Annotated in this window: 19 protein-coding genes, 1 tRNA gene and 2 pseudogenes; 13 read left to right on the top strand and 9 right to left on the bottom strand. The window is 70.2% G+C overall.

The window, feature by feature from the left end; genetic code table 11:
- Nucleotides 1–229 precede the first annotated feature (229 nt).
- Nucleotides 230–1,177 carry a metallophosphoesterase gene (locus DA075_RS17710; protein ID WP_099954331.1) on the bottom strand — a complete coding sequence of 316 codons (948 nt, stop codon included), beginning with the start codon at nucleotides 1,175–1,177 and terminating at the stop codon, nucleotides 230–232.
- The gene (ruvB, locus tag DA075_RS17705; protein WP_099954330.1) at nucleotides 1,170–2,216 is read right to left on the bottom strand and encodes a Holliday junction branch migration DNA helicase RuvB; all 1,047 of its coding nucleotides are present in this window, start codon (nucleotides 2,214–2,216) and stop codon (nucleotides 1,170–1,172) included. Before ruvB ends, DA075_RS17710 begins: the two co-directional genes overlap by 8 nt.
- Nucleotides 2,217–2,359: 143 nt before the next feature.
- Here ruvB and chrA point away from each other — a divergent pair, with 143 nt between their 5' ends.
- Complete coding sequence (gene chrA, locus DA075_RS17700; protein ID WP_232388569.1) at nucleotides 2,360–3,748, top strand: chromate efflux transporter; 1,389 nt, start codon at nucleotides 2,360–2,362, stop codon at nucleotides 3,746–3,748.
- Nucleotides 3,749–3,757: 9 nt separating this feature from the next.
- On the opposite strand, the pseudogene DA075_RS17695 reads toward chrA, so the two are convergent.
- Nucleotides 3,758–4,411, bottom strand: a pseudogene (locus tag DA075_RS17695) (glutathione S-transferase family protein).
- A 346-nt stretch (nucleotides 4,412–4,757) separates the two neighbouring features.
- On the opposite strand from DA075_RS17695, the gene DA075_RS17690 reads away from it, so the two are divergent.
- Nucleotides 4,758–5,987, top strand: a complete 1,230-nt coding sequence (locus tag DA075_RS17690; protein ID WP_099954328.1) for a polyhydroxyalkanoate depolymerase — start codon at nucleotides 4,758–4,760, stop codon at nucleotides 5,985–5,987.
- A 320-nt stretch (nucleotides 5,988–6,307) separates the two neighbouring features.
- Nucleotides 6,308–6,607, top strand: a complete 300-nt coding sequence (gene rpsU / locus DA075_RS17685) for a 30S ribosomal protein S21 (RefSeq protein WP_099954327.1) — start codon at nucleotides 6,308–6,310, stop codon at nucleotides 6,605–6,607.
- A gap of 100 nt (nucleotides 6,608–6,707) precedes the next feature.
- Here the strand turns inward: rpsU and DA075_RS17680 are convergent, their stop codons facing one another.
- A complete protein-coding gene (locus DA075_RS17680; RefSeq protein ID WP_099954326.1) occupies nucleotides 6,708–7,088 on the bottom strand; it encodes a response regulator in 381 nt (126 codons plus the stop codon).
- Between the two features lie 488 nt (nucleotides 7,089–7,576).
- Between DA075_RS17680 and DA075_RS17675 the strand changes: the two genes are divergently transcribed.
- Together DA075_RS17675 and DA075_RS17670 are read left to right on the top strand one after the other, a co-directional pair.
- On the top strand, nucleotides 7,577–8,368 hold the full coding sequence (locus DA075_RS17675) for a class II glutamine amidotransferase (RefSeq protein ID WP_099954325.1): 792 nt from the start codon (nucleotides 7,577–7,579) through the stop codon (nucleotides 8,366–8,368).
- Between the two features lie 873 nt (nucleotides 8,369–9,241).
- Complete coding sequence (locus DA075_RS17670; RefSeq protein WP_244936180.1) at nucleotides 9,242–10,483, top strand: glycosyltransferase; 1,242 nt, start codon at nucleotides 9,242–9,244, stop codon at nucleotides 10,481–10,483.
- Nucleotides 10,484–10,695: 212 nt separating this feature from the next.
- On the opposite strand, the pseudogene DA075_RS38540 reads toward DA075_RS17670, so the two are convergent.
- Nucleotides 10,696–10,929, bottom strand: a pseudogene (locus DA075_RS38540) (methyl-accepting chemotaxis protein); the annotation flags it as partial.
- Nucleotides 10,902–11,381: a hypothetical protein gene (locus tag DA075_RS36640; RefSeq protein ID WP_099954323.1), complete on the bottom strand. Its 480-nt coding sequence runs from the start codon at nucleotides 11,379–11,381 to the stop codon at nucleotides 10,902–10,904. The gene DA075_RS36640 and the pseudogene DA075_RS38540, both read right to left, overlap by 28 nt.
- Before the next feature lie 70 nt (nucleotides 11,382–11,451).
- Here DA075_RS36640 and DA075_RS36635 point away from each other — a divergent pair, with 70 nt between their 5' ends.
- Nucleotides 11,452–11,655, top strand: coding sequence for a hypothetical protein (locus DA075_RS36635; RefSeq protein WP_099954322.1), 204 nt, complete (start codon nucleotides 11,452–11,454; stop codon nucleotides 11,653–11,655).
- A gap of 191 nt (nucleotides 11,656–11,846) precedes the next feature.
- On the opposite strand, the gene DA075_RS17650 is transcribed toward DA075_RS36635, so the two are convergent.
- The 3 genes from DA075_RS17650 to DA075_RS17640 all read right to left on the bottom strand — a co-directional run bounded on the left by DA075_RS17650 (nucleotide 11,847) and on the right by DA075_RS17640 (nucleotide 15,537).
- The gene (locus DA075_RS17650; protein ID WP_099954321.1) at nucleotides 11,847–13,337 is read right to left on the bottom strand and encodes a carboxypeptidase M32; all 1,491 of its coding nucleotides are present in this window, start codon (nucleotides 13,335–13,337) and stop codon (nucleotides 11,847–11,849) included.
- Between the two features lie 469 nt (nucleotides 13,338–13,806).
- Nucleotides 13,807–14,562, bottom strand: a complete 756-nt coding sequence (locus DA075_RS17645; RefSeq protein WP_099954320.1) for an AprI/Inh family metalloprotease inhibitor — start codon at nucleotides 14,560–14,562, stop codon at nucleotides 13,807–13,809.
- Between the two features lie 18 nt (nucleotides 14,563–14,580).
- Entirely contained in the window at nucleotides 14,581–15,537 is a 957-nt protein-coding gene (locus DA075_RS17640; RefSeq protein ID WP_174800099.1) for a 2-hydroxyacid dehydrogenase, read from the bottom strand.
- Nucleotides 15,538–15,814: 277 nt separating this feature from the next.
- Between DA075_RS17640 and DA075_RS17635 the strand changes: the two genes are divergently transcribed.
- From DA075_RS17635 to DA075_RS17605, 7 genes are all read left to right on the top strand, one after another.
- Nucleotides 15,815–16,906 carry an ABC transporter ATP-binding protein gene (locus DA075_RS17635; protein WP_099954319.1) on the top strand — a complete coding sequence of 364 codons (1,092 nt, stop codon included), beginning with the start codon at nucleotides 15,815–15,817 and terminating at the stop codon, nucleotides 16,904–16,906.
- Nucleotides 16,907–16,997: 91 nt separating this feature from the next.
- Nucleotides 16,998–18,308 (top strand): ABC transporter substrate-binding protein, encoded by a 1,311-nt coding sequence (locus tag DA075_RS17630; RefSeq protein ID WP_099954318.1) that lies wholly within the window; start codon nucleotides 16,998–17,000, stop codon nucleotides 18,306–18,308.
- Between the two features lie 304 nt (nucleotides 18,309–18,612).
- Nucleotides 18,613–19,557: a carbohydrate ABC transporter permease gene (locus tag DA075_RS17625; RefSeq protein ID WP_099954317.1), complete on the top strand. Its 945-nt coding sequence runs from the start codon at nucleotides 18,613–18,615 to the stop codon at nucleotides 19,555–19,557.
- A gap of 16 nt (nucleotides 19,558–19,573) precedes the next feature.
- Nucleotides 19,574–20,464: a carbohydrate ABC transporter permease gene (locus DA075_RS17620; protein ID WP_099954316.1), complete on the top strand. Its 891-nt coding sequence runs from the start codon at nucleotides 19,574–19,576 to the stop codon at nucleotides 20,462–20,464.
- A 220-nt stretch (nucleotides 20,465–20,684) separates the two neighbouring features.
- Nucleotides 20,685–22,100, top strand: coding sequence for a 3-isopropylmalate dehydratase large subunit (gene leuC / locus DA075_RS17615; protein WP_099954315.1), 1,416 nt, complete (start codon nucleotides 20,685–20,687; stop codon nucleotides 22,098–22,100).
- A gap of 110 nt (nucleotides 22,101–22,210) precedes the next feature.
- Nucleotides 22,211–22,295, top strand: a tRNA-Leu gene (locus DA075_RS17610).
- Between the two features lie 221 nt (nucleotides 22,296–22,516).
- Entirely contained in the window at nucleotides 22,517–23,017 is a 501-nt protein-coding gene (locus DA075_RS17605) for a hypothetical protein (protein ID WP_244936178.1), read from the top strand.
- The last annotated feature ends 271 nt before the right edge of the window (nucleotides 23,018–23,288 follow it).

Below are 23,288 nucleotides of genomic sequence, written 5' to 3'. Positions count from 1 at the left end.
CTCGGAGCCTGTTCGACGAGTCCTGGCGGTACCGCGAAAACCGCGACGATCCCACCCTCAACCTCATCCTGCGCTGCGACCGAGGGGAGCCTCCAAGGCGGGCTCCAGGGATCGCAGAGACGTCCGGAAGCCTCCTTCGAGACCCACTGCGTAGGCACCTCAGGATGAGGGCGTGGGTCGGATGACAGATGCCCGTCGCTTCGCGCAGACTCTCCCGTCGGACGACCTGTCAGACGGCGGCCTCCGCCCCCAGCTCCACCATCACGATCTCCGGCGGCACCCCGAGGCGGATCGGCGCGATGCTCAACCCCAAGCCCCCGGAGATCACGAGGTCGCTCGCCTCGCGGACATGGCCGTAGACGTAGCGGCGGGGGTAGCGCGAGGGCACCACCGGCGACCAGCCGAAGAGCCGCACCTGCCCGCCATGGGTGTGGCCCGACAGGGTCAGCGCCACCCGGGCCGGCACCTCGGCGAAGATGTCGGGCTCATGCGCCAAGAGGATCATCGGGGCGCCGTCCGGCACCGCCGCCAGGGTGGCGGGCAGGTCGTGCAGACCGACCCGCCCACGAGCGGTCCGGCGCCGAACCGGCAGCAGGGCGAGCTGGTCCTCGAGCCCGGCGAGCCAGACCGGGCCGGCCCGGGTCGCCAGCGGCAAAGCCTCGTTCGACAGGACCCGGATACCGTTCCGGGTCAGCGCCGTGCCGGCCTCGGTCGGGCCGGCGCCGCGGCGCAGGGCGGCCGGGTCCTCCCACCAGTCGTGGTTGCCGAGCACCGCGTAGACCCCGAGGGGAGCCGTGAGGCCGGCGAGCACCGGCGCCCATTCGGCCGCGGGAATGTAACGCGTGACGTAGTGCTGGCCGGCCACGAAATCGCCGACCAGCACCACGAGGTCGGCCCCGAGCGCGTTGGTGGCCGCGACGATGCCGGCGATGCGCTCCAGGCTCATCCAGGGGTCGCAGGCATGGATGTCGGTGAGGACGGCGATGCGCAAGGAGAGCCCCGCCGGCCAGGGCGCGGCGGGGTTGGGCTTGATCGCGTAAGCCGTCACGACCTGCCGGAACGGCTCGATCCCGGTGGCGTAGGCGCCGGTGCTGATCCCTGAGAGCGCGACGGCGCCCGCTCCCTGGAGCACCCGGCGGCGGGTGAAAAGGCGGTACCCCCTCCCCTCCTCACGCATCCTCGTCCCCGGTGAACAGCCCGAACTGCACGCTGGGATCGCGGTTCGGCTCCGGCAGGCCGAGATGGCGGAAGGCGTGGGCGGTGAGCACCCGGCCGCGCGGCGTGCGCTGCACGAAGCCCTTCTGGATCAGGTAGGGCTCGATGATCTCCTCGATCGCGTCGCGCGGCTCGGAAAGCGCCGCCGCGATGGTCTCGACCCCGACCGGCCCGCCGTTGAACGAGTGGGCGATGACGTTCAGGTACTTCCGGTCCATCGTGTCGAGCCCGGCGGGATCGACGTCGAGGAGCCGCAGCGCCCGGTCGGCGATGGCGCGGGTGATGGTCGGCGCATCCTCCACGATGGCGAAGTCGCGCACCCGCCGTAAGAGCCGCCCGGCGATGCGCGGCGTGCCCCGTGCCCGCTTGGCGATCTCGTTGGCGCCGTCCGGCGCCATGCCGATGCCGAGCACCCGGGCGCCGCGGCTGACGATGAGTTCGAGCTCGTCGATGTCGTAGAATTCGAGCCGGATCGGGATGCCGAACCGGTCGCGCAACGGGGTGGTCAGCAGGCCCGCCCGGGTGGTGGCGGCGACCAGCGTGAATTTCGGCAGCTCGATCTTCACCGAGCGGGCCGCCGGCCCCTCGCCGATGATGAGGTCGAGCTGGTAATCCTCCATCGCCGGATAGAGGATCTCCTCCACCGCCGGGTTGAGGCGGTGGATCTCGTCGATGAACAGGACGTCGCGCTCTTCCAGGTTGGTGAGCTGCGCCGCCAGGTCGCCGGCCTTGGCGATCACCGGGCCGGAGGTGGAGCGGAAGTTCACCCCGAGCTCGCGGGCGACGATCTGGGCCAGCGTGGTCTTGCCGAGGCCGGGGGGGCCGACGAACAGCACGTGATCGAGAGCCTGGCCGGTCTTCTTCGCCGCGTCGATGAACACCTGGAGATTGGCGCGGGCCGCCTTCTGGCCGGTGAAGTCGGCGAGGCTGAGCGGCCGGATCGAGGCGTCGGTGTCGTCCTCGCGGCGCTCGGGGGTGAGGAGGGCTTTGGGCTTGCTCAAGCGGGACCTGACGGGCTCTCACGGACGGCGCGAGGCCGGCGGCACCCGCATCCCGGATGTAATCGCTGGGCTCTGTCGCACAACGCGACCGATCGCGCTACGCTGCGGCGCAACCCGATCGGAGAGCCGACCCCGTGACGACGCTGGAGCCCGCGGCGGGCGCCGCCGCGCCCGACCTGGACCAACCCCGGCCCGTCACCCTGGCCGAGGCCCTGCCGGTCTGGCTGCGGGTCGCCGCCCTGTCCTTCGGCGGCCCGGCCGGGCAGATCGCGGTGATGCACCGGGTGCTGGTCGAGGAGAAGCGCTGGATCTCCGAGAACCGCTTCCTGCACGCGCTCAATTTCTGCACCCTCCTGCCCGGGCCGGAGGCGCAGCAGCTCGCGACTTACGTCGGCTGGCTGATGCACGGGCCCCGCGGCGGCCTCCTCGCCGGCGGGCTGTTCGTCCTGCCGGGCCTTGTCGCCATCATGGCCCTGAGCTGGATCTACGTCCTCTACGGCCAGGCCGGCCCGGTCGCCGGGCTATTCTTCGGCCTCAAGGCCGCGGTGCTCGCCATCGTGCTCGAGGCGGTGCAGCGCATCGGCCGGCGGGCCCTGCGCGGCCGGGTGATGACCGGGCTCGCCGCGGCGGCCTTCGCCGGCATCTTCTTTCTCGACGTGCCGTTCCCGCTCATCGTCGTGGCGGCGGGTGTGATCGGCTTCCTCGGCGGCCGGGCCGGGCATCCGGCCTTCCGTCCCGGCGGCGGGCACGCCGCGAAGTCCGAGGGCGGCGCCTACCTGTTCGGCGACGACGCGCTGCCGCGCGAGCGCGCGACCTGGGGCGAGACGCTCGCCACCCTCGCCGTCTGGTCGGCGATCTGGCTCGTCCCGGTCGCCGCGCTCCTCCTGATGCTGGGGCCGGACCACGTGTTCTCCCGCATCGCGGTGTTCTTCTCCAAGATGGCGCTGGTGACCTTCGGCGGCGCCTACGCGGCGCTCGCCTACGTGGCGCAGGCGGCGGTGGAGCAATACGGCTGGATGCACCCCGGCGAGATGCTCGACGGGCTCGGCATGGCCGAGACGACGCCCGGCCCGCTCATCATGGTGACGCAGTTCGTCGGCTTCCTCGCCGCCTTCCGGGCACCGGGGGCGCTCTCCCCCCTCGCCGCCGGCACGCTCGGCGGGCTCTTGACCACCTGGGTCACCTTCGCGCCCTGCTTCCTGTGGATCTTCGTCGGCGCGCCCTTCGTCGAGCGCCTGCGCGGCCATCCGGCGCTCGCCGGCGCACTCTCGGCGATCACCGCGGCGGTGGTGGGAGTGATCCTCAACCTCGCGGTCTGGTTCTCCCTCCACACGCTGTTTCGCGAGCTGCGCCTGGTGGCCGTCGGGCCGTTGAAGCTCGACGTGCCGGTGCTCTCGAGCGTCGATCCCTACGCGCTGGCCCTGGCGCTCGCAGCGATCGTGGCGGTGTTCCGCTTCCGGGCCGGGATGATCCCGGTGCTGGGGACTTGCGCGGCGGCCGGGATGGGGTTGCGTCTGGCCGGGCTGATCTGATCCCCGTGCCTAAAACTCCATGTCCAGTTCCTCGATCTCCTCAGGCTCGTCCGCCGCCGCGGCGATCCAGTCCCGCATCAGGTCCCAGTCCATGATCCGGTCGCGATAGGCGGCGCAATCGGGCGGCAGGGCGACGCCGTAGGTGACGAAGCGGGTTCAGACGGGGGCGTACATCGCGTCGGCCACCACCGGCCGGTCGCCGAACAGGAACGGCCCCCCATGGGCCGTGAGGGCCTCCTGCCAGATCTCGACCACCCGGGCGATGTCGGCCTGGGCGCCGCCCCAGAGCGTGAAGTCGGTGTACCGGGCGCGCAGGTTCATCGGCAGGGCCGAGCGCAGGTTGACGAAGCCGCCATGCATCTCGCCCGAGATCGAGTGCGACCAGGCGCGGGCGGCGAGGTCGTCGGGCAGGAGACCGGCCTGCGGCCGCACCTCGGCGAGATACTGGGCGATGGCGAGCACGTCCCAGACCCGCACCGCCCCATGGGTCAGCCGCGGCACCAGGAACGAGGGCGAGAGATGCAGCAGCTCGGCCCGGCTCGCCGGATCGCCGGACAGCACCTCGACCGCGAGGTCGAGCCCGGCCATGCGGCAGAGCAGCCAGCCCCGCAGCGACCAGGACGAGTAGTTGCGGCTTGAGATCGTCAGCGTCGCCTCGGCCATGCCGTCCTCCCCAGGCCGTCGTCGCGCGGCCCGCCTGCCCCAGGATTCCCGATCCGGCGATCCAAGACTCGTGCCGAAGACTCCTGCCGAAGACTCCTGCCGAAGATTCGTGCCGAACGGCATTCAGGTTGATCGAAGCCGGCGCGGCCGCGCGGGGCGCAATCTTCGCACAAGTCGCGCGGATCCAGACTGCCCCGCGAGTGACTTGGCACGAGGGTCGCATCCCGCGAGCGGGGGTTTGGCGGCCGCGTGTCGCGGGAAGCCCGGTCGCGGGAGGAGGACGCCGTGACCGACGCTTGCCGGCGGGCCGCACCCCGCGCGTGTCCGTGAGGGAGAGCCCGGGCCGATGCTCTACGATGCCTTCGAGGTCCAGTCGGACGCAGCCAGCGTCACCCGCGCCTGGGGGCGGGCGCTCCACGAGGGCACCACGCCCTGGACGAAGGGAGGCTACGGCGCGCCGGCGACCTGGATCGCGGCCGCCGCCCGGATGATGATGCGGGCCGGCCTCACCCATGCCCGGCCCTCCTACGGGATCGAGGCGGTGCGGATCGGCAACCGCACGGTGCCGGTGGCCGAGGAGCCGGTGCTCTCGACACCCTTCGGCACCCTCCTGCGCTTCCGCAAGGACCTGGTCAGCGAGCAGCCGCGGGTGCTGGTGGTGGCGCCCCTGTCAGGGCATTTCGGCACGCTGCTGCGCGGCACCGTGCGCACCCTGCTCACCGACCACGACGTCTACATCACCGACTGGCACAATGCCCGCGACGTGCCGCTGGGCGCCGGCCGCTTCGGCTTCGACGATTACGTCGCCCACCTGGTGCGCTTCCTGGAGGCGATCGGCGAGGGTGCCCACATCGTCGCCGTGTGCCAGCCCTGCGTGCAGGCGCTCGCCGCCGCCGCCGTGATGGCCGAGAGCCGCAACGCCGCGCATCCGGCGAGCATGACCCTGATGGCCGGCCCGGTCGATACGAGGATCAACCCGACCAAGGTCAACGAACTCGCCACCTCGCGGCCGATCGACTGGTTCGAGCGCAACCTGATCGCCACCGTGCCGCGCCGCCATGCCGGGGCGGGGCGGCGGGTCTATCCGGGCTTCATGCAGGTGGCGGCCTTCATGTCGATGAACGCCGCGCGCCACATGCACGGCCATCTCGACCTCTACTGGCACCTCGCCGAGGGCGAGACCGCCAAGGAGGCGCAAGCGAAGGCCGCGCAGATCGAGACTTTCTACGACGAGTATTTCGCCGTGCTCGACCTCGCGGCGGAGTTCTACCTCGAGACGGTCAAGACCGTGTTCCAGGATGCGACCCTGGCGCAGAACAAGCTGACCTTCCGCGGTGCGCCGATCGACACGAGGGCGATCCGCAAGACCGCCCTGATGACGGTGGAGGGCGAGCGCGACGACATCTGCTCCGTCGGCCAGACGGTGGCGGCGCAGGATCTGTGCACGGGCCTCAAACCGTTCCGCAAGCGCCACCATCTCCAGGCCGGCGTCGGCCATTACGGCGTGTTCTCCGGCCGCAAGTGGGAGGGCCAGACCTACCCGCTGGTGCGCAGCTTCATCCAGGCCAACGCTTGACCCGTCCGGGCGCCGGCCTAGATCCGATGCCCCGTCGGCGCGAGGCTCGTTCCGGACCCGCAGCCGCTCAAATTTCGGTCAGGCAGCCACTCCCCGGTTGGAAGTCGCGGCGGAGTGGTGTAAGGCCCCGATCAGGTGCATACCGTGCGCCGACAGCTTGCGCCGGGCTCCGGTGCGACCGCGATGCGACCTAAGCCCCTCCCGGCCTTTCCAGGTCCGGACCCTGGGGCGCGTCTCGGTTGGCCGGGCAGGCAGCCATCCGGGCGCGTTCCGCGCAAGGTCGGCCACGATTCTGGATTTAGACAAGAGGACATACACCCTTGCAGGTACTCGTTCGGGACAACAACGTCGATCAGGCTCTCCGCGTCCTCAAGAAGAAGATGCAGCGCGAGGGCATCTTCCGCGAGATGAAGCAGCGCAAGGCTTACGAGAAGCCGTCGGTGCGCAAGGCCCGCGAGAAGGCGGAAGCCGTGCGCCGCGCCCGCAAGCAGGCCCGCAAGACCGCCATCCGCGAGGGCCTGATCGCGGCGCCGAAGCCGAAGCCCCGCGTCGGCGCTCCCCGCCGTCCGGGCCTGGCCCCCTCCACGGCCCCGGCTGCCACTCCGGCCGCCTCCGCGTAAGCGACCTAAGCAGCGACTTGCCGCACCCCGCCTCCTCCCGGCGGGGCCCCCGACCAGACGTGAGCCCGACGCCGAGAGGCGTGCGGGCTCTTGTCGTTCGTCAAGCCGCGGCAGAGGCGGCGCGTTCGGCCTCGACCAGCACGTCGAGGGGCCGCCAGGGCTTCTGCATGTAGACGGCGTGGTCCGGCACAGCCTGCGCCGCCCCCGGCCGCGACGTCACCACCAGGCGCACGTCGGGCCAGTCCCGCTCCACCGTGCGGGCGAGGGTGGCCCCGTCGATCTCGCCGGAGAGCTGCATCTCCGTGAACAGCAGCGCGACCTCGGAGCCGTGCTCGCGCATCACCGCCAGCGCGTCGGCGGCGCTGTCGCAGGCGATCACGTCGAGATCGGTCTCCTCCAGGATCGCGGCGGCGAAATCCCGAACGGACTCATCGTCCTCCACCACGACGGCGATCGGCGCGGTGGGTGCTGCTCTGCCCATGAAGCCTCCTGTTATGTCTTGAGGGTCTTGTTGATTCCCGGGTCCTCGTGAGTGCTCGGGATTGATGCGGAGCCGATCGGCCGCCCGCCGAATCGCCGCGACAGCCCCGATGCCGATGCAGGGGGGACGAGCGGGGTCGAAGGGACGGGAAACCGGGCGCAGCGTGACACGCGTGCCGGAACAAGGACGCAACTCAGCGACGCGAACACGCTCGCGTGAGCATCAACGACTCAATCCTGACATTGATCCCGGCAAAAGGTCTACCCTCGCCGGGGCAACCGATGCGCCATGCGCATGCCGCCCCCTTCCCTTACGCCATTGCCCACGCCTTGGGCATGCGTGTTGGGCATAAGAGGAACTTTCGTGCATGGTGCGGTGCATTAACGAGCTGTTCACCCTCTCGGCCGGAATGTTACCGTTCGATGAAGGCGGCGGACGAGGCACGGCCCGGGGCGGGACCGGCACCCGCCGCGGGAGGTGAAGAGCCGATGTGCCGCTTCCTCGCCTACCACGGCGATCCGGTCTATCTCGACGAGCTGGTCTGCGCGCCGACCCATTCCCTCGTGCATCAGTCACTGCACGCGGCGGAGGCCCAGACCGAGACCAACGGCGACGGTTTCGGCATCGGCTGGTACGGCGACCGACCCGAGCCGGGCCTCTACCGTGACGTTCGGCCGGCCTGGTCCGACGAGAACCTGCGCAGCCTCTCCCGGCAGATCCGCGCCCGCACCTTCTTCGCCCATGTCCGCGCCTCGACGGGCACCGCGACCACTCGGGCGAACTGCCACCCCTTCGCCCATGGCCGCCACCTGTTCATGCATAACGGCCAGATCGGCGGCTATCCGCGCATCCGGCGGCGGCTGGAGGCGATGATCCCGGACGGGCTCTACGAGTCGCGCCAGGGCACCACCGATTCGGAGGCCCTGTTCCTCCTCGCTCTCGCGCACGGCCTCGACAAGGACCCGGTCGCCGCCATGGCGGCGAGCGTGTCGGCCGCCCGCGGCCTGATGCGCGAGGCGGGGATCGACGAGCCCCTGCGCTTCACCGCCGTGCTCACCGACGGCGAGACCCTCACCGCCTATCGCTGGGCCTGCGACGGCCGCCCGCCGAGCCTGTACTGGCGCGAGACCGGCACCGGCCTCGCGGTCGTCTCCGAGCCGATCGACGGCCTGCGCACCGGCTGGTCCGAGGTGCCGAAGGGCGGCACGCTCCTCGCCCGCCCGGGCCAGCCGGTGCGGGTGGCCGGGCCGGAGGAGACGGGACTGCGCGCGGCGGCCTGAGGGCCTGCCCGCTCCAAAGCTCCCGCCGTCACCGCTCCGGACGGCGTGACGAAGCCGGGACAGGCCCGGACCGCGCAGCCGGGCCACCCGGCACGCGCATCGCCTCATGCGCATGGCGACCCCGATACCGGATCGAGGCGATCGACGCAGGGTCGCGGCCGGAGGATGGCATCGACGCCGCCCGGCCTGCGGCACGAGGTGCCGGCGCCCAGGGCCCTTGCCACCGAACCCGTCACCGTTCAGCGCCGGTCGCCTAAGGCCGCGGCCGAACCCGACCGCGCGAGCGATCCTCCGCAGCCCTCGACGACCGGCCGCATCGGCGTTGCGACGCACGGCTCCGACCGGATTGTCCAGGGACCTCCCCGCCGACCAGGCCGACGCGGACGCCGTCCTGTCCCGTTCGCACAGGCCCGTCCGGAGGATGGACAGGGCGCGGATCTCGCCCTCGCCCCGAACCGCCCTGCGGCGAGCCGATCCCGACAGCCCTGCCGCCTCCTCACCGGCGACGCTGCAGCAGCAAGCCCTGCGCCCGCCGACCGGGCGCTCGCATCACTGCATCTGCCACCATGTGCATGAAATTGTACCGGCGATATCTTTCTTTATATACAAACCCAACATTCAATAATATTTTTCGTGTTATCTCATGTATTCTGGCAAGATGCCGAAAATTTATGCTGCACCTTATCTCTGAATAGAAATATCTGATCGTCGCTCGGCCTCTCACGCGCCGAACGTCGCAGAGAACCACGGACCGTCAGGCGCAGCATCGAGGCGCAGGAGCGGATGACCATCGTCGAGAGACAGGAGTGGCTCGTGCCGTCTCGCCGAACGGCCGATGGCGGGACGGCTCCCTCGCATGACAGGACGCCGCGCGTGTTCCTCGCGGCTCTGGGCACCCACGGGGACGTGCTGCCGGTCATCGCCCTGGGCGCGGCGCTGCAGGCGCGGAATCACCCGGTACGGATCGCGGCGCCCGCGCATTTCCGGCCGCTCGCCGCCCGCGCAGGTCTCTCCTTCCATCCCATCGGCACCGAGGCCGATTTTGCCCGGGCGATGAGCCAGCCGGACCTGTGGCACCCGGTCCGCGGCGCCCGGGCGATGCTGGAAGCGGTCGTGGAGGCGGTCGAGCCGACCTATCGCTGGCTCGAAGCCGAGGCGCGGCCCGGCCTCGACCGGGTGGTCGCCTCCACCCTGGCGCTCGGGGCGCGGGTGGCGCAGGAGCGCCTCGGCCTGTCGCTGACGACCCTCCACATGATGCCGATGCTGGTCGAGAGCCGCTTCGCACCGCCACGGCTGCCGGGCCTGCCCCTGCCCCGTCTCGTGCCGGCCCGCCTGCGCCACGATCTCGGCCGCGGCGCGGACCGGTTCGTCCTCGATCCGGCCGCCCTGCCGCCGCTCAACGCCTTCCGGGCCGGGCTCGGCCTCGCCCCGGTCAAGCGCCTGCGGCATTGGTGGCATAGCCCCGAACAGGTCCTGCTCGCGGTGCCGGACTGGTATGCTCCGCCACAGGCCGACTGGCCGGCGCAGATCACCCAGATCGGCTTCCCTCTGGCCGACACCTACGGCGACGACGCCGGCCTGGCGCCCGACCTCGGGGCCTTCCTGCAGGCCGGGCCGGCGCCTCTCGTCTTCACCTATGGCTCGGCGATGGCCGGCGCCCAGCCGTTCTTCGCCACCGCGGTCGCGCTGTGCCGGCTGTCGGGGCGACGCGGGATCCTGCTTTCCGGCCGGGCCGACGAGATCCCGCGCGACCTGCCGCCCGGCCTGTGTCACGCCGCCTACGCGCCGCTGAGCCGGCTGCTGCCGTCCTGCGCGGCGCTGATCCATCATGGCGGGGTCGGCACCGTGGCGCAGGCCCTGGCGGCGGGCTGCCCGCAGCTGATCGTCCCGGTGGCCTTCGATCATGCCGACGAGGCCCAGCGGGTGGCGCGTCTCGGAGTCGGCGCCTCGCTTTGGCGCTGGCGCTTCACCGCACGGCGGGCGCGGCGGGTGATCGACGGCCTGCTGGGCTCAGGCAGGGTGGCGAGGGCCTGCCGCGAGGTGCAGATGCTGGTGCGGTCGGAGAACGGCGTCGCGCAGGCCTGCGAGGCCATCGGCGGCTCAAGGGGGAACTGATACCGCCGCGCCTTCGAACGGGCGCCGGCGCTGATGCGCCGGACACCTTCGCATCGACACGTCGATGCGAAGGTGCGTAGGTATGACGGGCCAGTCCTCACGCCGCCCGCACCTCGCCGAGGAACGCCGTCACCGATTCGGCCAGCAGGGCCGAGTTCTGCGCCAGGAGTCCGGCCACGGCCCGGACCTGATCCGATTGCGCGGCGCTCGCCAGCGAGGCGGTTCGTCTCCGCCACCGCGTCGATGATCGCGCCGATCTCCTCGGCGGTGTGTCGGGTCGCGCCCTGGATCGCGGCGATCCGGGCGGCGATCCGGTCGGTCGCCACCGCCGTCTGGCCGGCGAGCGCCTTGACCTCGGCGGCCACCACCGCGAAGCCGCGTCCCGCCGTCCCGGCCCGGGCCGCCTCGGTCGCGGCGTTCAGCGCCAGGAGGTTGGTCTGCTCGGCACCGCGACCGCGAGATCGCCTGCGGTGAGGGACTGCATCGTGCGGCGCAAGGCCTGGAGCGGGTGCTGCACCTGCGTCAGGCTTACCCGGACCGCACCCGCAACGGCGACGACGAGGCCGAGGGCCGGCACCGCGACCAGGGCCGCCTCCCGGCGCCGCGCACGGGCCACGCTCCCGCGCCGCTCCTGGAGCCGCGCGAGCACCGCGTCGCCGAGTTCGAGGATCCGGGCCACCATCCGCTGGCGGCTCGCGATCGTCGCCGGGTCGGCGGCCTGGATCTGCGCCGCCTTCGGCGACAGCGTCCGGCCGAGCTCCGCCGTGTCGCGCTGGTAGGCGAGGAATTCCCGAAGGGTCAGCGAGAGCGTCCGCGCCTCGCCCTCGTCGAGAGAGGGCGCGAGCGCGGCGAAGAAGGCCGGGCGCTCGGCCTCCACAGCGTCGAGCGCCGCCCGCAAGGCCCCGGAACCGCTGCCTGGCCTCGGCGGCGTCCTCGGCCGCCCCCAGGGCCTGCACCGTCACCACCACGTGCTCGATGCCCTGCGCGAGGATGCGCGTGCGGAGCGCTGCCTCCCAGGCCGCCTCGACGGCGCCCGCGCGGCCCTGCTCGTTCTGCGAGAGGGAGATCGCGAAGGCGGCGATGCCGGCGGCGACCAGGATCGGCAACCCGACGACGAGGCCGAGCTTCTTGCCCAGGGTGAAGGGCATGGGATGCACCAACAGGCGATCTGACGATGCATCCATAGGACGACGGAAGCTGACGCAGCCTTAGATTTAACCGCCCAACTATCCTCGTCGTGTCTTTATGATCATGAGATGACATCCAGCCTTGAATCGGCCGAATGCGCGATGATTCATCGCGCGACTCCGCTCCATGGGCCAAGACCCACGGAGGCAGGCCGATCGGCGACGGGCGGGGCCGGTCACGCCTCCAGGTAACGCCGGCGCAGATGGCCGAGGAAGATCTCGGCCGAGAGCGGCCGCCCGGTCGCCGCCGTGAGGATCTCCTGCGTCCCGAGCGCGCTGCCCTTGCCATGCACGTTCGCCCGCAGCCAGCCGACCAGCGGCGCGAAATCGCCCCGCGCCAGGCCGGGGCGCAGGTCCGGCTCGGCCCGGCAGGCGGCGTCGAAGAGCTGGGCCGCCATCATCGCGCCGAGCGTGTAGGTCGGGAAGTAGCCCCAGGCGCCGCCGGGCCAGTGGATATCCTGCAGGCAGCCCTGGGCATCGTCCGGCACGGTGAGCCCGAGGAGCCGGTGCATCCCCTCGTTGAAGGCGCCCGGCAGGTCGCCGATCTCCATCTCCCCGGCGATCAGCGCCCGTTCCAGCCGGGTGCGCAGCAGGATATGGGCCGGATAGGTGCATTCGTCGGCATCGACCCGGATGAAGCCCGGTGCGACCCGGGTGTAGTTCCGGTAGAGGGAATCGGCCTCCCAGGCCGGGCCGGTGCCGCCGAAGGCCTCCCGTACCAAGGGCGCCAGATAGGCGACGAACTCGCGGCTGCGGCCGGCCTGCATCTCCAGGGTGAGCGACTGGCTCTCGTGCAGGCTCATGCCGCGGGCGGCGCCGACCGGCTGGCGGCGCCAGGCGGCGGGGCGGCCCTGCTCGTAGAGGGCGTGGCCGGTCTCGTGCAGCACGCCCATCAGGGCGCGGGCGAAATCGGCCTCGTCGTACCGGGTGGTGATGCGCACGTCGTCGGTGGCGCCGCCGCAGAACGGGTGCAGGCTGACGTCGAGCCGGCCCCTGGTGAAGTCGAACCCCGCCGCCCGCATCAGGGCGAGGCCGACCTGGCGCTGGGTCTCGACCGGGAACGGCCCCTCCGGCACCGGGGCCGGGCCCCCCGCCGCCTGGCGCGCCCGCGCCTCGGCGATCAGGCCCGGCAGCTCGGCCTCCAGCACCGCGAAGAGGGGGTCGATCGCCGCCTGGCGCAGGCCCGGATCGTAGCTGTCGAGAAGGGCGTCGTAGGGGGAGAGACCCAACGCCTCGCCCTTCGCCCGGCCGATCTCGCGCTGGAGCCGCAGGACTTCGGCGAGGTCGGGCCGCAGCAGCGCGAAATCGCTGGTGCGGCGGGCCTCGCGCCAGGTCATCTCCGCCCGGGACACCGCCCGTGAATTCGCCTCGACGAGGTCGCGCGGCACCGCCGCGGCGTGGGTGTAGGCCCGGCGCATCTCGGCGAGGTTCGCCTGCTGCCAGTCGTCGACGCCGTCCTCGTCGGCGGCCGCCGCGAGCCGGTCGGCGGTGCCGGGATCGGTCAGGAGGTCGTGGGCGAGGCCGCGCAGCACCGCGATCTGGTCGCCCCGCCCCTCGGCCGCCCCGTCCGGCATCAGCGTCTGGGCGTCCCAGCCGAGGATGCCGGAGGCGTCCTCGAGGGCGCTGATGCGGGCGAAGGTGGCTTCGAGGGTGCGGTAGGCCTGCATGGGATCATCCGGTCGCTGTCGCGGGTCTCCCCGGTTGTCCGACGGCAGGCCGTGCCCTGGCAAGGACCCGGTCGGCGACGGCTGCCCCCTGACACGGGGACGTCTGGCCGGATCCCGCAAGCGATCCGTCGACAGGATCGCAGCATGACGTCCGCACGATCAGCCTCGTCGTCGATCACGCCGGCAGCGACGGCCCGGTCGCACGGGACGCGATCCCCGTCCGGTCCGCGGGACACGCCCTCCCTCTCTCGCAGAGTCGGTTCGCGCTGTGGTTCAGGTCGGAGGAAGCGACAGCCGAGAACCGGGAGCAGGCAAGTCGAAGCCCGATGCTACGGTCGTGACCTCGACCACGCACCGCCACCCCGAAGCCGTCCTGGATGCCCTCGCCACCCGCGATGAAGCCAGGGCGTCCATCCGCTGACGGCGTCGCCCGGAGCCGGATTCGAGGATTCCGGAACCGCCCTCCCCCTCACGGCTCCACCCGCCGCAGCACGAAGGTCGTCCCGATCTCCGGGTCGCGGCGCCAGCGCCCCTCCCCCACCGGGATCAGCTCGACGCTGTGGCCGCGCCGCGCGACCAGGGTGAGGCGGCCGGCCTCGTAGTGCCAGGCGGTGGGATCGAACAGGGCGAGGCCCGGGTCGCGGCAGCCCTCCTGCACCTGGGCGGCGTCGGCCCTCAGCATGACCCGGCAGACATCCTTCTCGACGAAGCGGTCGAGGGTATAGAGGCCGGTGACCGCCGCCGCGGTCGCGGGGGCGCCGGCCCAGCTGTCGCGTGACGCCTCGCGCGCCGACGGGAGGGTCGAGAGCGCCGCCTGCGTCACAAGCGGCGTCTCGGGGGCAGCGGGTCGTGCCCCGGCCTGAGCCAGGCTGTAGCGCTCGCCGCTGCCGCTTTCCGCGCTGCGGATGCCCTCGCCGTCCGGGCCCGCGAAGGCCAGCACCGGCTGGCCCTCCCGGTCGAGGAGCTGGATCAGGCCGCCCTCGAAGCGCCAGCCGGCGATCCCGTTGACCACCGGGAGCGCCCGCCGGCAGCCGGCCGGGAAGCGCAGGGCCTGGCCGACCGGGCCGGGCTCGGCGGCCAGCATCAGGCCGCAGCGGCGGAAGCTGCCCTCGAGGGCGAGCTCCCACGGCCCGGCGGTATCCCGGGCCGTGCCCGCCTCCTGCGCCGCCGCGCCTCCCGTCCAGGCGAGGAGACCGAGGACGGGCAGGAGACGGCGCAGGCGCATGGACGTGGCTCTCGAAGGTCAGGCCTTCCAGGGGGTCTCGGCCACGGGCGTCACCGGACCCTTGCCCTGGAACCAGGAGGTCAGGTTATCAACGACGAGCTGCCCCATTGCGTTGCGCGTGTGGTGCGACGCGGAGCCGACATGCGGCAGCAAGACCGCATGCTCCTGCGCGATCAGGGCCGCGGGGACCTTCGGCTCCTCGGCGAACACGTCGAGGCCGGCACTCTGGATCGTGCCGTCGGCGAGCGCCGCGGCCAGCGCGTCTTCATCCACCAGCGTGCCGCGGGCGACGTTGATCAGCACGCCCTCCGGACCCAGGGCCTCCAGCACCTCGCGGCCGATCATGTTCTTCGTCTCGGGGCCGCCGGGTGCGACCACCATCAGCACGTCGCAGGCCTTCGCCATCTCGAGGAGCGAGGGGAAGTATTCGTAAGGGACGTCCGCCTGCCTGGTTCGGCCATGATAGGCGATCGGCAGGCCGAAGGCGACGAGGCGGTGGGCGATCGCCCGGCCGATGCGGCCGAGCCCCAGGATGCCGACCTTGCGCCCGCGCAAGGTGCCGGTGAGCGGATAGGGCTTCTCCAGCCACTTGCCCTGGCGCAGGTAGCGGTCGACCTGCGGGATCTGCCGCACGGTGGCGAGCAGCAGGCCGACGGCGAGGTCCGCCACCTCGTCGGTCAGCACGTCGGGCGTATTCGTCACCATCACGCCGCGCCGGCCGCAGGCCGCCGCGTCGATCGTGTCGTAGCCGACGCCGAAATTGGCGACGATCTCGAGCTTCGGCAGCCGGTCGAGCAGCGCATCGTTCACGTGGACATGGCTCGCCGCCATGCCGCGGATCTTGGGCCCGACCTCGTCCAGGAAGCGCTCCTTGTCCTCGGCCTTGTCGCCGCGATGGAGGGTGAAGAGCCTCTCCAGGCTGTCGGTCACCAGCGGCATCATCGGCCGCATGATCAGCACGTCTGTGGACTTCAAGCCCGTCTCCCGGTCGTTTCCCGCGCATCCGACGATGGACGCATGGCGAGGGCGCTTGATCTTGCGCCCCGCGCGCCCGATGATGGCCGCCAACACGAGAGGCGGCAAGCCAGGCCGCCCCGTTCTTACGGGTCGAGGAAACAACCCAGATGAGCGCCAGACGCCCGACTGAGGGCCCGCCTGTCGTGTGTTCGTCGTCTGCCTGTGGCAGCGCTGCCGTTCCGGTTCGCGCGTCGCGCGCGACCCCCTACTGAATAGACACGACCACGAGGAGCCGATGGCCGGGCTGGAAATCAGGAACGTGCGCAAATCGTTCGGGGCCACCCCGATCCTGCACGGCGTCTCGATCGACATTCAGGACGGGGAATTCGTCATTCTGGTCGGCCCGTCGGGCTGCGGGAAGTCGACCCTTCTGCGCATGATCGCGGGCCTGGAGAACATCACGGCGGGCGAGATCCGGATCGGCTCGCGCGTCGTCAACGCGGTGCCGCCCAAGGAGCGCGACATCGCCATGGTGTTCCAGAACTACGCGCTCTACCCGCACATGACGGTGAAGGACAACATGGCCTTCTCGCTGAAGCTGCGGAAGGCCGCCAAGGAGGAGATCGAGAGCCGGGTCGGCCGCGCCGCGGCGATCCTCGGCCTGGAAAAGCTCCTCGACCGTTATCCGCGCCAGCTCTCCGGCGGCCAGCGCCAGCGCGTCGCGATGGGGCGGGCGATCGTGCGCGACCCACAGGTCTTCCTGTTCGACGAGCCCCTGTCGAACCTCGACGCCAAGCTGCGCGTGGCGATGCGGGCCGAGATCAAGGAATTGCACCAGCGACTGCGCACCACCACGGTCTACGTCACCCACGACCAGATCGAGGCCATGACCATGGCCGACAAGATCGTGGTGATGCATGACGGCGTGGTCGAGCAGATCGGCGCGCCGCTCGATCTCTACGACCGGCCCGACAACATGTTCGTCGCCGGCTTCATCGGCTCGCCGGCGATGAATTTCCTGAAGGGGAAGGTGGCGGGCGATTCGTTCCGCAGCGACAGCGGCCTGACCCTGCCGCTGCCGACCCGCGGCGCGCGCCCCGCCGACGGCATGCCGGCGGTCTACGGGCTGCGGCCGGAGCATGTCCGCCTCTCCGAGGGCGGCGTACCGGTGGAAGTGGCGGTGGTGGAGCCGACCGGTTCCGAGACCATGGTGCTGGTGCGCCCACCGGGCGGCGGGGCCCAGGACATCTCCAAGGAGGTCGCCCGCGACATCGCCTGCGTGTTCCGAGACCGGATCGGCGCCGGCCCGGGCGAACGGATCAACATCACGGCGGATCCCGGCCTCGTCCACCTGTTCGACGCCGAGAACGGCCGTCGGCTGAACTGACGACGCGACACCGGCCGGCGGAGCGGGACGCCATCCCGCCGCCAGCCGCACTTCACCAACATTACACGATCATCCCGGGAGAGACGCCACGATGTCAGCCTTCGATCGTCGCCAAATCCTCAAGGGGGGTGCCGCCCTCGGCCTCGCCTCCGCGGCCGGCCTGGAGGGCTTCGCCCGCGCCTGGGCGCAGGAGAACCAGTGGAAGCCCGAACAGGGCGCCTCGCTGAAGCTGCTGCGCTGGAAGCGCTTCATCCCCTCCGAGGACGAGGCCTTCATGCGCCTCGTCGACGCCTTCACCAAGGCGACCGGCGTGCCGGTGAGCGTCACCAGCGAATCGTTCGACGACATCCAACCCAAGGCCTCGGTGGCGGCCAATACCGGGCAGGGCCCGGACATGGTGTGGGGCCTCTACTCCTTCCCGGCCCTGTTCCCGTCGAAATGCATCGAGGTCGGCGACGTCGCCGACTACCTCGGCAAGAAGTACGGCGGCTGGCTGCCCGCGGCCGAGGCTTACGGCAAGGTCAAGGGCAAGTGGATCGCCATCCCGATGGCGTTCAACGGCGGTTACCTCAACTATCGCATCTCGGCCATGAATAAGGCCGGGTTCACGAAGTTCCCGGACGACCATGCCGGCTTCCTGGAGCTGTGCAAGGCGATGAAGAAGAACAACACGCCGGCCGGCTTCGCCCTCGGCCACGCCACCGGCGACGCCAATTCGTGGATCCACTGGGCTCTGTGGTCGCACGACGCCTACCTGGTCGACGCCAACGAGAAGATCGTCATCAACTCGCCGGAGACCGCCAAGGCGCTCGAATACGTCAAGGCGCTCTACGAGACCTTCGTGCCCGGTACGGTGTCGTGGAACGACTCGTCGAACAACAAGGCGTTCCTGTCGGGCGACCTCTATCTCACCAACAACGGCATCTCGATCTACGCCGCGGCGAAGAACGAGAAGAAGGACATCGCGGCGGACATGGATCACGCCGCCTATCCGGTCGGCAAGTCCGGCAAGCCGACCGAGTTCCAGCTCGCCTTCCCGATCCTGGCCTACACCTACACCAAGGCGCCGAACGCCTGTAAGGCCTTCATGGCCTTCGCGCTCGAGGCCCAGAACTACAATGCCTGGCTCGAGGCGTCGCAGGGCTATCTCTGCCACCCGCTCAAGGCCTACGCCAACAACCCGATCTGGACCGCCGACCCGAAGAACAAGGTCTTCGGCGAGGCCTCGACCCGGACGCTCGCCGCCGGCGGCCTCGCCCCGGTGAGCGAGAAGGTGGCCGCCGTCCTTGCCGACTTCGTCGTCGTCGACATGTTCGCCTCCTACTGCACCGGCCGCGAGGACCTGAAGAGCGCGATCCGGACGGCCGAGAGGCAGGCGCAGCGGATCTTCCGGTCGGCCTGACGGTCGTGTGCATCCCCCTCTCCCCGCGGGCGGGGAGAGGGCCTGGGGATCGAAGGTCCCACTCCCGGTCAGGGGATGCAGCGAGGCGGCAGCCGAGGGTGAGGGGGTGCTTCCGGAGGAGTCTCACCCGTCGAGACCCCCTCGCCCTTGCTCCGGCTTCTCCTCTCCCCGACGGCGGGAAAGGAGAAGCCCGCGCTTTCTTTGGCTCTGCGTGAGTTTGTCGGATCAGGGGACATCCCCGCACAATGCCCTCCCCTCTCGGGATGGGCTCTCAACACAACAAAACACCCGGAGGAGGCTCCCCGTGGCCGACATCGCCCTCGCCCGCCCCGCCGCGGCGGCGCCCACGACCGGTTCGGCCTGGAGCCGGCTGCGGACCAGCCGCGGCTGGCTGGGCTTCTGGTTCATGCTGCCGGCAGCCGCGATCCTGCTGCTGTTCCTGGCCTATCCCCTCGGCAAGGGCATCTGGCTCTCGCTCACCGACACCCGGATCGGGCGCGGCGGCAACTTCGTCGGCCTCGAGAACTACGAGTGGCTGTGGGACGACAGCGTCTTCTGGCTCTCGGTGTTCAACACGCTGCTTTATACGGGCTTCGCCTCGGTGGCGAAGTTCGGCATCGGCCTCTACCTGGCGCTGCTCCTCAACAAGCGGCTGCCGTTCAAGGCGCTGATCCGCTCGATCGTGCTGATCCCCTTCGTCGTGCCGACGGTGCTCTCGGCGCTGGCGTTCTGGTGGATCTTCGACAGCCAGTTCTCGATCATCTCGTGGTCGCTGCGCCATCTCGGCCTGCTCGACCGCAACATCGACTTCCTGGGCGATCCGACGATGGCGCGGATCTGCGTGACCTTCGCCAATATCTGGCGCGGCGTGCCGTTCATCGCCATCACGCTGCTGGCCGGCCTCCAGACCGTGTCGCCCTCGCTCTACGAGGCGGCGACGATCGACGGCGCCACGCCGTGGCAGAATTTCCGCCACATCACCCTGCCGCTGCTCACCCCGATCATCGCCGTGGTGATGACCTTCTCGGTGCTGTTCACCTTCACCGACTTCCAGCTGATCTGGGCGATGACCCGCGGCGGCCCCGTCAACTCCACCCACCTGATGGCGACCCTGTCCTACCAGCGCGGTATCCTCTCGGGGAATCTCGGCGAGGGCGCGGCGATCGCCACCGCGATGGTACCGTTCCTGATCTTCGCCATCGGGATCTCGTGGTTCGGCCTCCAGAACCGCAAGTGGCAGACCGGCTGAGAAGGAAACATCAACAATGGCCGCGACCACGACCGCCGACACCCCCGACAACAGCGAAGGCATGGCCTATCTCGACACGCTGCCGAAGCGCGTCGTCACGGTCTACCTGCCGCTCTTCGTCATCCTGGTGGTGCTGCTCTTCCCGTTCTACTGGATGGCCTTGACCGCCATCAAACCGGACGACCAGCTCATCGACATGGAGACCTACAACCCGTTCTGGGTGGTCTCTCCGACGCTCAAGCACATCTCGAAGCTCCTGTTCCAGACCAACTATCCCCTGTGGCTCTGGAACACGATGATGATCTCGGTGGCCGCCACCGTGCTGTCGCTGTTCGCCAGCGTGCTCGCGGCCTACGCGATCGTGCGGATCCGCTACAAGGGCGCGGTCGCGGTCGGCGCGGCGATCTTCCTCGCCTACCTGGTGCCGCCCTCGATCCTGTTCATCCCGCTCGCCACCATCATCCAGGCCTACGGGCTCTACGATTCGCCCTTCGCCCTGGTGCTGGTCTACCCCACCATCCTGATCCCGTTCTCGACCTGGCTCCTGATGGGGTACTTCAAGACCATCCCCTACGAGCTGGAGGAATGCGCGCTCATCGACGGGGCGAGCCGCTGGCAGATCCTGCTCAAGATCATCCTGCCGCTGGCGGTGCCGGGACTGATCTCGGCCGGCATCTTCTCGCTCACCCTGTGCTGGAACGAGTTCATCTACGCCCTCACCTTCCTGTCCTCGACCCAGAACAAGACCGTGCCGGTGGCGGTGGTGAGCGAGTTCGTCGACGGCGACATCTATCGCTGGGGCTCGCTGATGGCGGGCGCCCTGGTCGGCTCGCTACCGCTGGTGATCCTGTACTCGTTCTTCGTCGAGCACTACGTCTCGGCCATGACCGGGGCGGTGAAGGAATAACGCCACCGGCGCCCCCGAGACGCCGCGCCCGGGGGCGCCGCTCACGTCGACGGACAAGTCTCCGCATGCCTGCGGCCGACGCATCCCCTTGCGGCGCCGTGGGGTCTACCCGTCGGCCGATGAGACGGTTACATGACGGGTCCCGGGCCCGAACGCCGCGCGCCCGGCCTCTCCGTCAGGTCTTGGTGACAAGGCAACAAACCCCAAGGTCACACTCCCAATGACTGCCCCTCGCACCCTCTACGACAAGATCTGGGACGACCACGTCGTCGATCGTCAGCCGGACGGCACCTGCCTCCTCTACATCGACCGTCACCTCGTGCACGAGGTGACCTCTCCCCAGGCCTTCGAGGGGCTTCGTCTCGCCGGGCGCCGGGTGCGCCACCCGGAGAAGACGCTGGCGGTCGTGGACCACAACGTCCAGACCTCGGACCGCAGCTTCGGCATCGAGGATCCCGAGAGCCGCACGCAGATCGACACGCTGGCCGAGAACGTCCGCGAGTTCGGCATCGAGTATTACGACGCGCTGGATAAGCGGCAGGGCATCGTCCACATCATCGGGCCGGAGCAGGGCTTCACCCTGCCGGGCCAGACGATCGTCTGCGGCGATTCCCACACCTCGACCCACGGCGCCTTCGGGGCGCTCGCCCACGGCATCGGCACCTCGGAGGTCGAGCACGTGCTCGCCACCCAGACGCTGATCCAGAAGAAGGCGAAGAACATGCGCGCCGTCGTCGACGGGCGCCTGCCCGCCGGCGTCACCGCCAAGGACATCATCCTGGCGATCATCGGCGAGATCGGCACCGCCGGCGGTACCGGGCACGTGCTGGAATATGCCGGCGAGGCGATCCGCTCCCTCTCGATGGAGGGCCGGATGACGATCTGCAACATGTCGATCGAGGGCGGCGCCCGGGCCGGCATGGTCGCCCCCGACGAGACCACCTTCGCCTACATCAAGGACCGGCCGAAGGCGCCGAAGGGCGAGGCGTTCGAGAGGGCGGTCGCCTATTGGCGCAACCTCGTCTCGGACGAGGGCGCGCATTTCGACCGCGAGATCCGGCTCGACGCCGCGAACCTGCCGCCGATCGTGACCTGGGGCACGTCCCCCGAGGACGTGATCTCGGTCCAGGGCCGGGTGCCGGATCCGGCCCAGATCGAGGACGAGAACCTGCGCTCCTCCAAGGAGAAGGCGCTCTCCTACATGGGCCTGATTCCGGGCCAGAAGATCACCGACATCGCCCTCGACAAGGTGTTCATCGGCTCCTGCACCAACGGCCGGATCGAGGATCTGCGGATCGTCGCCCGGATGGTCGAGGGCAAGAGGATCCACCCGAACGTCAGCGGCATGGTGGTGCCGGGTTCGGGCCTGGTGAAGCAGCAGGCGGAGCAGGAAGGCCTCGCGAAGATCCTGATCGAGGCCGGCTTCGACTGGCGCGAGCCGGGCTGCTCGATGTGCCTGGGCATGAATGCCGACCGCCTGAAACCCCACGAGCGCTGCGCCTCGACCTCGAACCGCAACTTCGAGGGCCGCCAGGGCCACAAGGGCCGCACGCACCTCGTCTCCCCGGCGATGGCGGCCGCCGCCGCGATCGCGGGCCACTTCGTCGACATCCGCGAGTGGCCCGCAGGACTCTGAGACGTCGCGCCTGCGCTGGGTCTCTCGAAACGGCGGAGTTCGGCGTTGACGCCGGCTCTGCCGCCGACTAAACGACTGACACCGGGGCGCCGCCAAGGCGGCGCTTTCGGGCCCAGGTGGCGGAATTGGTAGACGCGCTGGTTTCAGGTACCAGTGGTGCAAGCCGTGGAGGTTCGAGTCCTCTCCTGGGCACCAACACCCTTCAGTGGTGTTGATGCCGCCTGCGAAGCGACAGGCTCGCGGATCGATCCGGATCCGATCGGCAGATCTGAGACAGCCACCGTCGGATCACACAATCTGCTGTAGAGAGAGGGTGCGTCGATAGCCGGTCAGCCGATCGACGGCAGCCGGCAGGATCCCGGATGGCACTGATCGATCGCTAGGTCGCGAACCCGGATTTCAGCGAGCGGCACAGCTTGCGCGTGCGCGCCTCCGCGGACGCCATCCTGGCGGCCGTGTCCGCCTACAGGACGGACAGCGATCCTGTCTTCCGGCGGACGATCGCCCTGCGCGAATGGCCGATGCGCGTCGCTGGCCGCCTCGCGCATCCGCGGAGCGAGGCGCCGCCGCCTTTCGGCATCGACAACTTCACCCTGATGGAGGGGGGAAGCCGCGAGATCGTCTACGGCCTCGCCGGACGCTTCTGGCGACCCGACTTCGATCTGGTGCCGCGGGCGGATGGCCGCGACCTGCTCGCGCTGAACGAGCCGGGACTGGCGAAGCTCGCCCTCAATTTCGCCGTCGACCCGACGAGCGAGGATTTGACGAAGGAAGACGTGACGATCCTGTCCACGGAAACCCGGATCGTCTGCGTCGACCGATCCGCACGACGGCGTTCCGCACCTGATACCGCCGCGCCTTCGAACGAGTCCGTTCGAAGGCGCGGCGGTATTACTGGTACCTCATTCGTCCCGTGAGCGGCGTGATCCGCCAGCGCACTCTGCGCGCCATCCGTGAGGCGAGCGAAGCCGCTCACCCGGCCAAGGTGGCGTGAACGGCACCTTACGGCTCCGGCGCACCGGCGAGGCTGTCGGCCCCATCCGGACGGTTGGTCGAAGTCTGCCCGATCCCGACCTGCCCCCGCGCACTCCTCCCAAAGCCCCGACTCCCTGGTGGTGCGGCGCGATGGTCGGGCGAATCCCGAAAACGGCCCCCTCCCCTCGTGGAGGGCACTCAATCCCGTTGACG

Origin of the sequence: Methylobacterium currus, assembly GCF_003058325.1 — a bacterium.
In the GTDB taxonomy this organism is placed as follows: Bacteria; Pseudomonadota; Alphaproteobacteria; order Rhizobiales; family Beijerinckiaceae; genus Methylobacterium; species Methylobacterium currus.
This window is presented reverse-complemented; position numbering and strand designations above follow the sequence as displayed.